The organism is Paenibacillus sp. FSL R5-0623, assembly GCF_037974265.1.
GTDB lineage: Bacteria > Bacillota > Bacilli > Paenibacillales > Paenibacillaceae > Paenibacillus.
Window position 1 is genome coordinate 5,053,179 of record NZ_CP150233.1, and the last position, 13,100, is coordinate 5,066,278.

The 13,100-nt window shown below is 47.2% G+C and carries 14 protein-coding genes; 3 read left to right on the plus strand and 11 right to left on the minus strand.

What is annotated here, in order from left to right; translation table 11 throughout:
• Nucleotides 1–27: 27 nt before the first annotated feature.
• The 5 genes from MKY92_RS22195 to MKY92_RS22215 form a co-directional block, all read right to left on the minus strand.
• A complete protein-coding gene (locus MKY92_RS22195; protein ID WP_339297658.1) occupies nt 28–975 on the minus strand; it encodes an alpha/beta hydrolase in 948 nt (315 codons plus the stop codon).
• Between the two features lie 110 nt (nt 976–1,085).
• Complete coding sequence (locus tag MKY92_RS22200) at nt 1,086–1,802, minus strand: expansin EXLX1 family cellulose-binding protein (RefSeq protein WP_339297659.1); 717 nt, start codon at nt 1,800–1,802, stop codon at nt 1,086–1,088.
• A 334-nt stretch (nt 1,803–2,136) separates the two neighbouring features.
• Complete coding sequence (locus MKY92_RS22205; RefSeq protein ID WP_339297660.1) at nt 2,137–3,342, minus strand: cation:proton antiporter; 1,206 nt, start codon at nt 3,340–3,342, stop codon at nt 2,137–2,139.
• Between the two features lie 3 nt (nt 3,343–3,345).
• A complete protein-coding gene (locus MKY92_RS22210) occupies nt 3,346–3,852 on the minus strand; it encodes a cation:proton antiporter regulatory subunit (RefSeq protein ID WP_339297661.1) in 507 nt (168 codons plus the stop codon).
• On the minus strand, nt 3,842–4,315 hold the full coding sequence (locus MKY92_RS22215; protein ID WP_017687035.1) for a GreA/GreB family elongation factor: 474 nt from the start codon (nt 4,313–4,315) through the stop codon (nt 3,842–3,844). The genes MKY92_RS22210 and MKY92_RS22215 overlap by 11 nt, the downstream gene beginning before the upstream one ends.
• Before the next feature lie 388 nt (nt 4,316–4,703).
• Here MKY92_RS22215 and gdhA point away from each other — a divergent pair, with 388 nt between their 5' ends.
• Entirely contained in the window at nt 4,704–6,089 is a 1,386-nt protein-coding gene (gene gdhA / locus MKY92_RS22220; RefSeq protein ID WP_339297662.1) for an NADP-specific glutamate dehydrogenase, read from the plus strand.
• A 156-nt stretch (nt 6,090–6,245) separates the two neighbouring features.
• Nucleotides 6,246–7,100, plus strand: coding sequence for a pentapeptide repeat-containing protein (locus tag MKY92_RS22225; protein ID WP_339297663.1), 855 nt, complete (start codon nt 6,246–6,248; stop codon nt 7,098–7,100).
• 78 nt (nt 7,101–7,178) lie between these two features.
• On the opposite strand, the gene MKY92_RS22230 is transcribed toward MKY92_RS22225, so the two are convergent.
• From MKY92_RS22230 to MKY92_RS22255, 6 genes are all read right to left on the minus strand, one after another.
• The gene (locus tag MKY92_RS22230) at nt 7,179–8,162 is read right to left on the minus strand and encodes a diaminopimelate dehydrogenase (RefSeq protein WP_339297664.1); all 984 of its coding nucleotides are present in this window, start codon (nt 8,160–8,162) and stop codon (nt 7,179–7,181) included.
• Nucleotides 8,163–8,327: 165 nt separating this feature from the next.
• Nucleotides 8,328–8,906: a hypothetical protein gene (locus tag MKY92_RS22235; protein ID WP_339297665.1), complete on the minus strand. Its 579-nt coding sequence runs from the start codon at nt 8,904–8,906 to the stop codon at nt 8,328–8,330.
• Between the two features lie 29 nt (nt 8,907–8,935).
• On the minus strand, nt 8,936–9,082 hold the full coding sequence (locus MKY92_RS22240; protein WP_339297666.1) for a hypothetical protein: 147 nt from the start codon (nt 9,080–9,082) through the stop codon (nt 8,936–8,938).
• A gap of 50 nt (nt 9,083–9,132) precedes the next feature.
• Nucleotides 9,133–10,116 (minus strand): alpha/beta hydrolase, encoded by a 984-nt coding sequence (locus tag MKY92_RS22245; protein WP_339297667.1) that lies wholly within the window; start codon nt 10,114–10,116, stop codon nt 9,133–9,135.
• 192 nt (nt 10,117–10,308) lie between these two features.
• Entirely contained in the window at nt 10,309–11,064 is a 756-nt protein-coding gene (locus MKY92_RS22250; RefSeq protein ID WP_339236583.1) for an exodeoxyribonuclease III, read from the minus strand.
• A 110-nt stretch (nt 11,065–11,174) separates the two neighbouring features.
• Nucleotides 11,175–11,732, minus strand: a complete 558-nt coding sequence (locus MKY92_RS22255; RefSeq protein WP_339297668.1) for a GNAT family protein — start codon at nt 11,730–11,732, stop codon at nt 11,175–11,177.
• Nucleotides 11,733–11,896: 164 nt separating this feature from the next.
• Between MKY92_RS22255 and solA the strand changes: the two genes are divergently transcribed.
• Nucleotides 11,897–13,033 carry an N-methyl-L-tryptophan oxidase gene (solA, locus tag MKY92_RS22260; protein ID WP_339297669.1) on the plus strand — a complete coding sequence of 379 codons (1,137 nt, stop codon included), beginning with the start codon at nt 11,897–11,899 and terminating at the stop codon, nt 13,031–13,033.
• Nucleotides 13,034–13,100: the final 67 nt, after the last annotated feature.

Below are 13,100 nucleotides of genomic sequence, written 5' to 3' on the forward strand. Positions count from 1 at the left end.
AGAATTATGTACTTGAATGATCTTAAATCATTGAATTTGTTGTAAAAATCGTAGTACCGCTACCTCCAACTGGTTCAGCCCTGGCTGCTCTATAGGAAAATGGCCTGCCCCTTCCAAGATCACACATTCCTTGTCCACCACCAGACGATCAAAAAAAGATTGGCTGAACCTGATCGGTGTCATGGGGTCCAGTTCAGGGTGAACCAACAGGACCGGACACTGGTTGAACTGTTCCGGGCTTACCTCCGGTTTTTTATTAAGGAATGTTCTTAATAATTCCAACGGAATACGTGTAGCTGCCGCTTGTGGATCATCCATAATAAGCCGGGTTAAGTCCTTGTTATTGGTAATCAGTTGCATTCGGGATACCTGTTTGACCGAAATAGGTACATGATCCAGCAGACCAGGGAACAGATCCATCATCCGTTTTCCCGCCCGGCTTACCAGACGATTCGGCGCAAGCTGATCACGCATTTCCGGGTTACTCGTATCTACAAATGTAGTTGCAATCAAACCCTTAACACGCTTGCTGCGTGCACTAGTGTGATAGGCAAGCATACCTCCGATACTACTTCCCAATACAACGATTGGCTTGTCGTCTTTTTTGTATTCCCGTTCGATGAGTGACACAAGCAGCTCTATCCATAGTTCGTAGTTGATACGTGTACCAGACATTGCGTAACTTAACCCATACGGTGGAAGATCTGGCGACACCACCTCGTATCCATGCCGCTGCAACATACGGGCATACGGAGCAAGCAACCTGCCATTGCCTCCCGCCCCATGAATGAATAGGATTTTGATTGAAGACTCCGGCGCAGGTAAACGATCGATATGCAGATGAACCCCATTTGACTCCCACCACTCTTCCTCAGGAACCGTATGCTCCCCTAACCTCACTTCTTCCGGGAAAAAGGCCTGATATTGTTTCCAATAGGGATGTGTTGTCTGATAGGAAGGCAAACTTTTTTTCATACGGGTACATTCTCCTCTTTTCGTATACAAAAAAAGCCGTACAGTGTACGACTTTTCGTTAGGAATACGTCTATGACCATACTTCTTTTTATAACACCTTCGTATATCTGTCAATCGGGAAACTGTACATTGCCCGGTACGATATATGCACCGCCTGACCCATCATTAGACAGAGCCGGGATCGTGTCATTTAATACCTGACCGCGAATATCGGTAATACGCACGTTTAGTTTTTCTTTGCCCAGTCCAGTTCCGAGGAAATGATTATAGTCTTGCTTTTCAAGATTGAGCCACGTACCATCCTTCTGTTTCACTTCGAACTTTAGCACCGGATATTTGTGATTACGAACCTGAATGGCTGCCCACCACTGACTGCTGCCTTCCTTAATCCGATAGGAGACGTTGCCTTGAATTGGGGCTTTGACCACTTTCCAGCTGATATTGATTTTGCCTGCCTTTGGGTCACCGATCAGGTTAAAGGCATTCGGTGAGAGATCCAGCGCTCCACTGGCGCCTTCTGGATAGAGATCTGTTACATAGACGGTTGTTTTGCCTTTAGGACCCTGTACCTCGAGATAGGCTCCCGCTAAAGCGGCTTTGACACCGTTATAATTGAGTTGGAACGGATTAAGTGCAGTAATCTTCATGTCCGCCGGGATGGGATCAAGCAACACTGCACCTCCAGAGTAGCCTGAGCCTGTATACGTCGCATAACCCTGATATGTATCGTTCCATGCAGCAGATGCAGGCAGAGCAAATAATACGAGACTGAGCAACATCCCTGTACCGGCCCATTTTAACCGTTGAAATCTACTTCTCTTGTTCATGAGCTATTCCTCCTCGTTCGTTCTCGTGTACATAGTGCGTTCAACTGCTAGATTTGAATATAACATTATTTTACATAATAACTTCTTATTTTCAATCCCTCTCTACCAAATCACATCTATAGTCCTGCCTCTGGACTTGAACATTCACGACCACGCACAAGATATGGATACATACCATAAATTGGTTAAATAGGTACAATAACAAGGCTGTATGGATGGTGTCCCAGTAATAAAAAAACGCCACACCCGGAGTGATTTCTCTCTCCAAATGGTGTGACGCCTATTAAGCATTACGGTGAAAATCCCCTGGCTGGCCAGTGACAGCCGCACCGGCTCATCCTGTTTCCCTTCGTTTCATCCGCTTCCTTAGACGCTCATACTGAGCATAGATCCGCGGAGATTCTTTCGTCAGGATAGGCCCCAGCACAGCCAGAATTAACACATACAACACGGCAAACGATTGGATGGATGCCATCAGCCCTCCGGCCTTGCCGATGTTTGCCATGATAATGGAGAATTCCCCCCGCGAGACCAGGGTAAAGCCCACATTCAATGAGGCCTTAGGGCTCATTCCAGCCAGTCTGCCAGCGATCATACCTGCACCATAGTTACTGGCAATCGTCAGAATAACGGCAATAATCGTCATCCCAACAGCTCCGCCAAGTGAAGCCGGCTCGATGGTCAGGCCAAAACTGAAGAAGAAAATTGCACCAAAAAAATCTTTGAAAGGCATGATCTGATGTTCAATCCGACTTACATGTCTTGATTCGCCCAACACAAGCCCCATCATCAATGCTCCAATGGCTTCTGCTACATGCAGTGTCTCCGAGAAACCAGCCACCAGGAAGAGCAGTGTCATGACGGTAAGCAGAAACAACTCTGATGACTTGATATTCAGTGCCTTATCAATATATTTGATGCTTTTCCTGCCAATAATCAGGAACAGCACAATAAACAGCAGGGCAGACAGCGATACTAACAGAACACTTAAGAATGAAGTTGCCCCGCTGAGCACAAGCCCGGTCAGGATGGAGATATGAATCGCGATGAACAAGTCATCAAACATGATCATGCCCATAATAATCTCTGTTTCAGGGTTTGCCGTGCGTTTCAGATCAACGAGCACTTTAGCTACAATGGCTGTAGAAGAGCTGGTCATGATCCCGCAGACAACAAGTGTCTCCTGAAGGGGCAGATCCATGAACCACCCCAACAGCAATCCAGAGACAAAATTCAGACCAACATAGAACATGCCCCCGGTCAGAATGGCTTTACCAGACTTTAATAACCGGGAGACCGAGAACTCCAAACCCAGATAAAATAGCAGAAACAAAATGCCAAGCCTGCCCATAAATTCAATGAAGGTCGAACTTTCGATAAAACGTAAATCCACTATGCCAATCTGTGGTGCATGTGGTCCAACGGCCATACCAATCAGGATATAGAAAGGAATGACCGAAAATCGTAATCGTGAAGATATCAGCCCAGTAAGTGTAATCAGCGCAACGGCAATTCCCACTTCGAATATGAGCATATCCATAGGCTAAGTCCGTCCATCAGTCAACAATTGTTTGAGATGTTTGATCTGATTCCGTTCACCGGCAACTACAATTGTAGCTCCAGCGGTAAAAGCATAATCCGGGCCTGGATTAAAATGCTTCTCCTTATCCTTAGTCACAACAGCGAGAATTACGGCGCCCGTTGCCTGACGGATATCCAGTTCACCAATCGTCATGCCTAAGCTTGCAGCGTGAGGCTCAATCCGTAGCCATTCGATTAACAGACCTTCAAGCATCACTTCACGCTCATCCTGAAACTTCGGTTTATAGGTCATACCACCAACGATAGCGGCTACCGCCCGGGCTTCATCATCGTCCAGGGTGACAAGAGATACCATATCACCCACCTCTTCTGGCGTATCCCCTGACTCCATATGGAATAGGTCACGTCGCTCGTCGTTATGGATCACAATGACCAAATGCTCACCACTACGGGTATGCAGCCAGTATTTACGTCCAATGCCTGGTAAGTCTGTCTCTTTAAAGTGCATGATCTGCACCCCCTAGCGCCGGCTCGTTCAAGGTTTCGCTCCTCAGCTCAATCCCCGTAATTCGGATTCTCATGGAACCTGATGGTGTATGAACAGACCTAACTTCCCCTTTACTGCCAAGCAGTAATTGACTCCCTACTGGAGAGAGGAAGGAAATACGACCCTCATCAGGATTAGTATCCTCTGGCATGACAATCATGAACGAATCTGACGTATGAAAATCGAGATATTCAAAATCAATATGACTGCCGATCAATACAGCTGAGTCCAGATCTTCATCAGGACCCAGGAGCAGCTTTTCCACATACTCTGTATATGCGGACAATTGTTTTTCCAATTGTATCCGCTCTGGATCACGCGCATCGAAATAGGCGTCGAGAAATGTTCTTTTCTCTTCACCGAATGTAAATAGCTGGCTCACCAGCTTCTCTCTGCAATTATGGCGGGAGGTCCTATGGTTCATAGTAGATTTCCCCCCCTATACAAGCCTTGTTCTCCATGTTGATTGGCATGTTTCTCTTCATCATCTTGTTTTCCTCCTTTATATTTTAAAAAGATCCCGGGATACGAGACCTTCTTACCATCTTACCAAAACTAATATTTTAATCCAGTATATTCGACTAACTTGCTTTTTTATTATCATTTGTGGTCATATCTTCCATTTAATAACTTAATTCTTCACATCATATGGTAGATCCATAGAACATTTTAATTACTGCATAAAAAACATTTTATGAATTTTCATCTCGTATTTTTATTTGCTTTCCTGTATATTTAACTACAAACTTTTATTCAATTTATGCAAATAAGCCTCTACAGACTTTAACACAATAAAGGAGTGCATCGAAAAAGTGTCCACGATAACAAAAGAAACTACAGAGTCCGTTCAAGTTACTGCCGCAGATTATGTTCATTCCGTTTATGAGTCGGTTGTCGCCAGAAATCCGCATGAAGATGAGTTCCATCAGGCTGTCAAAGAAATTCTGGATTCCCTTATTCCTGTTATTGAAGCACACCCCAAGTATAGGAACCATAGTCTGCTGGAACAGCTTGTTGAACCCGAACGTGTAATCACATTCCGTGTCCCATGGGTAGATGATCAGGGCAAAGTTCAGGTTAACCGTGGATTCCGGGTGCAATTCAACAGTGCCATTGGCCCTTACAAAGGCGGACTTCGCTTCCATCCTTCTGTATACTCGGGCATCATCAAGTTCCTTGGCTTCGAACAGATCTTCAAAAATGCTTTGACTGGTCTGCCCATTGGCGGTGGTAAAGGCGGTTCTGACTTCGATCCCAAAGGAAAATCGGATCTGGAAGTCATGCGTTTCACGCAAAGCTTCATGACAGAGCTGTACAAATATATCGGTTCCGATACGGATGTACCGGCAGGTGACATTGGTGTAGGCGCAAGGGAAATCGGTTACATGTTCGGTCAATACAAACGTATTCATGGCGGGCATGAGGCAGGCGTGTTGACAGGAAAAGGTCTGCTGTACGGAGGAAGCTTGGCACGTAAGGAAGCGACTGGCTTCGGCTGTGTGTACTTCGTGAAGGAGATGCTGCAATCCAAGGGGCTCAGCTTCCAAGACAGCACAGTCGTTGTCTCTGGTTCTGGTAATGTGTCCATCTATGCCATTCAGAAGGCCCAGGAGCTTGGAGCTACAGTCGTGGCGTGTAGTGACTCAGGTGGCTACATACACGATCCACAAGGCATCAACCTGGATACCGTGAAACGTCTGAAAGAGGTTGATCGTCTCCGCATCAGCGAATACCTCAAAGAACACCCGCATGCTACATATACCGAAGGCTGTGAAGGCATCTGGTCTATCCCTTGCGACATTGCCCTTCCGTGTGCGACGCAAAATGAGATTGATGAAGAAGCTGCGGCCCTTCTGGTCAAAGGCGGCGTGAAGGCCATTGGCGAAGGCGCAAATATGCCTTCCACCCTGGCTGCCATTGACGTCTTCCACGGTGCAGGCGTGCTGTTTGGTCCAGCCAAAGCGGCTAATGCCGGCGGTGTAGCCGTGTCTGCTCTTGAAATGTCACAGAACAGCATGCGGTTGTCCTGGTCATTTGAAGAAGTAGACGCCAAGCTGCATGACATCATGAAGAACATCTACACCAGCTGTGTAGAAGCTGCTGAAGAGTATGGTTGTGAAGGCAACCTCGTTGCCGGAGCGAATATCGCCGGTTTCCTCAAGGTAGCCGATTCCATGATTGCTCAAGGTGTAGTTTAATTTAAATACGTAATTCTCCACGATTAAAGGGCGTTCCCATCTAATTTGGGTAACTGCCCTTTTTTCATTCTCTTCAATTGCTCTAATCGCAAGGCAATGGTAAAGTGGTACTGACGTAATTCCATCTATTTGTACTATTATAAGGAAGTGTTTACATTGTCTAACCAACCATTTGCCAGCACTGCGAGTCCTCATCTTAGCGCAGACTGTGAGCAATGTTTTGGCCTGTGCTGTGTTGCCTTGCCCTATGGCAAGTCATCTGACTTTGCTTTTGATAAAGCCAGCGGCACACCCTGTCCCAATCTGCGCACGGACAATCGCTGCGGTATCCATACTCAGCTTCGGCAGAAAGGGTTCAAAGGTTGCACGGTATACGACTGTTTCGGAGCTGGACAGAAGTTGTCCCAAGTGACCTACGCGGGCAAAGATTGGCGTGATCATCCAGAGTCTGCAAACGAGATGTTCGAGTGTCTGCCTGCCTTGCGACAACTTCACGAGTTGCTCAGTTATATGAAGGAAATGATGATGAGACCGGAGACGTCATCCCTTCACTCGGCATTTGGTAAGTTATATGAGGAGATTGAGCACTTGAGCAATCTGGAGCCTGCGGCACTCCTCCGTCTGGACATCGCCAATTATCGATTCAGTGTGAATCAACTCTTGGTCCAGGCAAGTGAGATGGTACGCGCGAATGTGCCCCCCACCGCTCATGGACAAGGGAAGTCGAAGAAGAGTAAAAAACGTACCGGAAGTGACTTTTTTGGTGCCAATTTAAAAGGGGCTGACCTGCGTGGCGCAAGCTTCCGAGGGGCTTTAATGATCGCAGCCGATCTCCGAAATGCAGATACACGAAAGGCGGATTGGATTGGCGCGGACTTGCGGGATACGGATCTGGGCGATGCAGACCTGAGAGGTGGCATCTTCCTGACGCAATCCCAGATTAATGCAGCCAAAGGTAATGTGAATACCAAGTTGCCGGATCATCTTAACATTCCTTCACACTGGGTGTAGCAAAAACAAAAAAAACAGCTCGTCCTATATATCCAAGGACGAGCTGTTTGTTATACAAATCACTGGAACGAATCAGAATTATAACAAGTCGCGGCGAAGATCTTCAGCCGATTTCGGAGACAAGTGACCGAGCGGAATATCAAATACCGTTTTCGCTCCCTTATGTCCTTCCACGCTCAAGCGTTGTGCGGCTCTTGCATACGCCACAAGTACGCTTGCTGTAAATTCAGGATTGCTGTCGAGTTTCAGACCAAATTCAATAATTTGCTTTTGACCGGCACCTGTAACCCCACTGCGAATAACAAATCCACCATGCGGCATACCTTCATGCTCGGATTTCAATTCTTCTTCGCTAATGAACGTTACAGTTGTATCGTAATCTGCAAAATAGTTAGGCATCGACACAATCGTCTCACGGATCTCATCCTGATTAGCACCATCTTCTGCTACCACATAACATTGACGCAGATGTTTCTCGCGTGTAGACAGCTCTGGTGTCTCCCCTGCACGAATGCGGTTGATCACCTCTTCAACAGGTACAGTATACTGTACACCCGCCTTAACGCCTGGAACACGACGAATAGCATCCGAGTGGCCTTGGCTCACACCTTTGCCCCAGAACGTGTACTCTTTTCCTTCTGGCAGGATGGACTGTGCAAGCAGACGGTTCATGGAGAACAAGCCTGGGTCCCAACCTGTGGAAATAACACTTATGTGACCGCCTTGCTCTGCCGCAGCATTAACTTCTTTGTAGAATTCCGGAATCTTCGCATGTGTATCGAAGCTATCTACCGTGTTGAACAACTTGGCGATGGCTGGTGTCTGCTCTGGAAGGTCGGTTGCAGAACCACCACAGAGGATCATAACATCAATCTTGCCTATGTATTGCTCCGCTGCAGAGATATGCTCAAAACGTACTTCTGTGCTTTCAGCGACCATCTGCTCCGGATTACGACGTGTAAACACAGCAATCAGTTCCAGATCCTCGTTCTGGGAAATGGCTTTCTCTACACCTCTACCCAAGTTACCGTAACCAACAATACCCACTCTAATCATGTTCAATCCTCTCCTGTCTTCTTCTATAGTTGTCTATTACTCTGTTTATAATGATATAACATACCATGTAACCTGTCAGGTTTCCAGTTCGAAATAAAAATACCTTGCAGCGGTGCAGCAATAATGCGGCTCCGTATGCAAGGTATTATGGCGTTCATTCGTTATTTTTGTTTATGATTCTGTCCAGGTCAACGTCAGTTCAATGACGCCTTCCTGTCCCGCCAATGTTCCTCCAATCAAGGACCAGACATCCTGCGTTTCCGGATCGGTTCCCTGAATGATAATATTTTTGTCATCGATCGTCTGACCCGCATCCGTCAACTTTTTGGTGTTGAAGTAATCTTTATACAGCTGGGATACGGTTTTCATATCTTGTTCAGTGGAGAAAATCACCATGGCTGATTGCTTGCCTTCATTCTCACCAGAATTGGCTAAACGTATCGTTGCATCTTCCGGCAATGGGAAATCACTTGGCAAATTCTCCGGCAACTCATTGGTTCCAGCAGCCGCTTCCTCACCGATTTCTGAATCGGAGTCTGCTGGTGCAGTCGTACCTTGCGTTTCGGTCACTGTACTTGTTGTTGCTTCGCTTGCACCTTCATCAGTCGCTTGTTCACCCGTTCCGGAGGAAACTTCAGTGTCCACCTTCTCCGTATCACTCGGTTCGTCTGCCGCGCTGCTGCAAGCACTCAAGGCCACCATCATCGCCAGTGCCGCACAGGCCAATACATATTTCCTTCTCTTCACCATCCGTTACCACTCCTTCTTCGTTTCATGTGCTAATCACGTTCAAACGGCTGGATCACAGGCACCGCATGAACGTTATTCTTAACCCATATCACAGATACAGATAATACACTTAAAGACAATAGACAACTGGCTACGAGAATGGACAGGAAGCGGGTGAACACTCTAAACTTTTTCATCCATCCCTCCTCCTCATCCTGTTCATCATGTGTTTGTGGGATCATGTTACTCATAGGTCACTGGACGGTGTCACTAATTTCATGATCTCGACAGCGACAATATCCGGCTGACTGTTATGGATGTAATGCTCGGTGTGAGGGACAATCTGCTGGGTTCCTTGTCTGGACCATGAAGCAAATTTCACTTGATCTGCCTGCCATGCCCGACTCCCCTCACTTGGTTGATCTGAGCCGGCTGTCAGGATCGTCAGAGGGAAAGGAAACTCCTTTTTGTTCTCCAGCACACGTAATGCGTTGATCTTGGAATGACGAATCTCATCCATCACGTTGTCATTGTATGCATGCTTCAGGGTAGAAATGGTGGCAGCCTTTTTCATCGGCGCAGAAACCAACTCCGGGTCAATGACCAGTGTTGCCATCATCTGATCCGAATGCAGCAATGTACGCGCAATGCCTGTTTTAACCAGGAATCGGACTGAAGTAAAATACCATTCGGGCGTATCCATTTCCACCGTACTGTAATACTCCGGGCTTCCGCCATCAATCATAACCATGCCAGCCACCTCATCAGGATATCTTTGCGCAAACCGCAGTGTCTCCAGCGATCCCAGGGAGTGACCGACCATGATGTAAGGTGGACGTTGACCGGATGTTCGCAGTAATTGGTGGATCTCTTCCGAGATGGTATCGACATCACGAGGGTCGTCTGTATAGTCGCTGTATCCATACCCGAACCGGTCATATACCGCAATTTTTACCTGTGATTTCAACTTGTCATATAGCGGACTGAAATCCACATACGGATTAGGTGTACCCCAGCCTGAGGCAAACACCACGGTTACCTCTCCTTTGCCAGCGGTGTAGAGGTGCATGTTTCGACCACTCACTTCATAATACTTGCCTGGCGGGGGATAGGACTTCATATCCTGCGTGGATTGATACGCTTCATACGCTGTACCTGCCAGCAGCAAAAGTCCTGTGGCAAGCATGATGCCTCCCAGCACCTTTAACCCTCTCCGTAACCCCTTCTTCATCTTCTCTACCCCTTATCCCCAAGGTTCATCTATATATGTATGCTTCAATCGTACCCAAGAAATTGCGGGATTGAAACAATCCCGAGTCCAGTTCTTTCCCCAACCAAAGTCCAGTGTCCCTCCCCTACCTGTAACGCAAAAAAACTGCAAATCTCCCATTCAGGAAACTTGCAGTTCATCTATGATCCTTACCTATAGTTGCAACGTAAGACCCACCGGGCAATGATCACTGCCCATCACATGGCAGTCGATATGCGCATCTGCCACCTTCGGTGCCAATTGATTGGATACGAGAAAATAATCAATGCGCCAGCCCACGTTCCGTTCTCTAACCTTCGGCATATAAGACCACCAGCTATATACATCCGTACGATCCGGATACAGATGGCGGAAGCTGTCCACATACCCAGAAGCAAGCAAATCGGTCATCTTGCCACGCTCTTCAAGGGTAAATCCGGAATTGCCCAGATTGGGCTTCGGATTCTTCAGGTCAATCTCCTGATGAGCCACATTCAGGTCACCACAGACGATAACCGGCTTAATCTGCTCCAATTGCAGAATATACCCCCGGAATCGATCCTCCCATTCCAGACGGTAAGGCAGCCGGGTCAAATCCCGCTTCGCGTTAGGGGTATAGACGTTCACCAGATAAAACTCATCATACTCCAGTGTAATCATCCGGCCTTCCGGTTCGCTGTCCTCCTCCATCCCGTAACGAACGGATATAGGCTTGATTCGGCTAAATACAGCCGTACCGGAATAACCTTTTTTGATCGCATAATTCCAATATTGATAAACATCTTCCCCCAGGTCCATCTCAATCTGTCCGGCTTGTAACTTGGTCTCCTGAAGGCAGAAAATGTCCGCCTGACTCTCCTGATAATAATCCATGAATCCTTTCGTCACACATGCCCTTAAGCCATTCACATTCCAGGACACCAGCTTCATATCCTCATCTCCTCACATCTCTCCAATATAGCATGGGCTCATTCCGGGGGACAAGCCTTACGGATTTGGGATGAGATGGAGTCATTGGAATCCTTAGGGGGCTAGCTTGCCTATATTTCGCTTCGTAACTTAGAGAACACCGCAAGGTCAATATATCTGCCTTTCTCAAACTCATGCTGCCGCAGTACACCTTCCTGTTGAAAATCAAGCTTATGTAACAGGCGAATCGACGCCTCGTTCTCCGGTTCAACCTTTGCTTCGATCTTGTTGAGCTGCATGCTTGTGAATCCAAAATGTAACACAGCACGGGCCACTTCAGTCATCACACCGCGGCCCCAGAAAGAGGAACGCAAGTCGTATCCAATCTCTGCACGGTTATGTACATCTTCATAGTTCAGGAACCCACAGGTTCCGATCACTTTACGAGTTTCACGGTCCTCAATCATCCAGCGTAAACCTGTATGTTCCTTGAAAATCTTCGTATACCAGCTCATCTCACCCTGTGCATCCTCCACGGATTCAAAGGGAGTGAATGGCATATATTGAACCACAGCTTCATCCGAATATAACTCCAACAGGTCTTGGCTGTCCCTAGCCTCTGCTGACCGAAGGACGAATCGTTCGGTCTGGATTAGGGGAAACAGGTCAAACGTAAATTGCTCACTCATGCGAGGTCTCCTTTGCAACATTCATTATATAAGTCATTTTACTATTAATATGTTCTATTAACATCTCTCTCTTCTCTATAAGCTGTTCTATTGACTATTAAAAGTGGGGAGACTACATTATGCTTTAGAAGACTAACATTGGAAATAGACTAGGAGGCGGAACCATGACCACACCATCATATGACGTTATTATCGTTGGAGCCGGCTCCATGGGTATGAGTGCAGGTTATTATCTATCGCGCAGTGGATGCAAAATTTTATTAATCGATGCCTTTGATCCTCCGCATACGGAAGGAAGTCATCACGGGGATAGCAGACTGATGCGCCATGTGTACAGTGGTGGGCCTGACTATATTGCCATGGCATTACTTGCACAGAAGTTATGGCACGAGCTGGAGGAAACGACCGGAAACCAACTTTTTGTTCCTTCCGGTGTAATAAATGTGGTTGATCCGGAGATTCATTCCTTCTACAACCGATTGAGCCATGCAGATGATGCAGGCATTCGGTATGAAACGTTGCACGCAGCCGAGGTGATGAAACGCTGGCCAGGTATTACCGTACCTGAACATTACGAGGGCATGTATGAGCCTGATGCGGGTTATCTGTATAGTGAACCCTCTATTCGTGCCTTCCGCAAAGCAGCCGAGGCTCATGGTGCCACCTTGTTAACACACACACGGGTGGAGCATATCGAATACGGACCACATTCCGTGGCAGTTCAGACTTCAGGTGGCGAGACATACCACGCGAATCAAATCATCCTGAGCGCTGGCGCCTGGTTTCAGACATTAAAACCTTTCGTGGATCTCCCCATTCAGGCAGTGCGTAAAACGGTTGGATGGTTTGATGCACCAGAAGCTTTGTACGGCGAGGCACACTTCCCCGGATTCACACTCGCAGGAAAAGAAGGTACATATTATGGATTTCCAAGCATGGGCGGATCAGGTCTAAAGATGGGTCGTCATGATACGGGCCAGGTGTGGACACCAGGAAGTACAATGGCTCCATTTGGTACGGAAGAATCGGATGAGGGTGATCTGCGCAGGCTGCTCGAACTTCATATGCCTCAGGCAGCTGGAGAATTGAAACGTGGTAGTGTGTGCAAGTATGAATACACTTCGGATGAAGATTTTATTATCGACCGACACCCTGCCCATGAACGTGTGTGGCTCGCAGGCGGTTTCTCCGGTCACGGCTTCAAGTTCGCAAGTGCCATTGGGCAGATTCTATCCGACTTGGTGCAAACGGGGCACACGGATCAGGATATTAGCAGATTCGCCCTATCACGTTTTCGTTAAGTACATGCCCGTTGAATGAACATATGTATGTATAAAATAGCTACTTTCTTAGAGGGTGCCGTGTTGC

What these genes read in the sequence shown, in the direction of transcription:
- MKY92_RS22245 (WP_339297667.1), bottom strand. Translation starts at nt 10,116, where the DNA reads ATGAAGAAGGGGTTACGGAGAGGGTTAAAGGTGCTGGGAGGCATCATG.
- MKY92_RS22250 (WP_339236583.1), bottom strand. Translation starts at nt 11,064, where the DNA reads ATGAAGCTGGTGTCCTGGAATGTGAATGGCTTAAGGGCATGTGTGACG.
- MKY92_RS22215 (WP_017687035.1), bottom strand. Translation starts at nt 4,315, where the DNA reads ATGAACCATAGGACCTCCCGCCATAATTGCAGAGAGAAGCTGGTGAGC.
- solA (WP_339297669.1), top strand. Translation starts at nt 11,897, where the DNA reads ATGACCACACCATCATATGACGTTATTATCGTTGGAGCCGGCTCCATG.
- MKY92_RS22255 (WP_339297668.1), bottom strand. Translation starts at nt 11,732, where the DNA reads ATGAGTGAGCAATTTACGTTTGACCTGTTTCCCCTAATCCAGACCGAA.
- MKY92_RS22195 (WP_339297658.1), bottom strand. Translation starts at nt 975, where the DNA reads ATGAAAAAAAGTTTGCCTTCCTATCAGACAACACATCCCTATTGGAAA.
- MKY92_RS22235 (WP_339297665.1), bottom strand. Translation starts at nt 8,906, where the DNA reads ATGGTGAAGAGAAGGAAATATGTATTGGCCTGTGCGGCACTGGCGATG.
- MKY92_RS22210 (WP_339297661.1), bottom strand. Translation starts at nt 3,852, where the DNA reads ATGCACTTTAAAGAGACAGACTTACCAGGCATTGGACGTAAATACTGG.
- MKY92_RS22200 (WP_339297659.1), bottom strand. Translation starts at nt 1,802, where the DNA reads ATGAACAAGAGAAGTAGATTTCAACGGTTAAAATGGGCCGGTACAGGG.
- MKY92_RS22240 (WP_339297666.1), bottom strand. Translation starts at nt 9,082, where the DNA reads ATGAAAAAGTTTAGAGTGTTCACCCGCTTCCTGTCCATTCTCGTAGCC.
- MKY92_RS22205 (WP_339297660.1), bottom strand. Translation starts at nt 3,342, where the DNA reads ATGGATATGCTCATATTCGAAGTGGGAATTGCCGTTGCGCTGATTACA.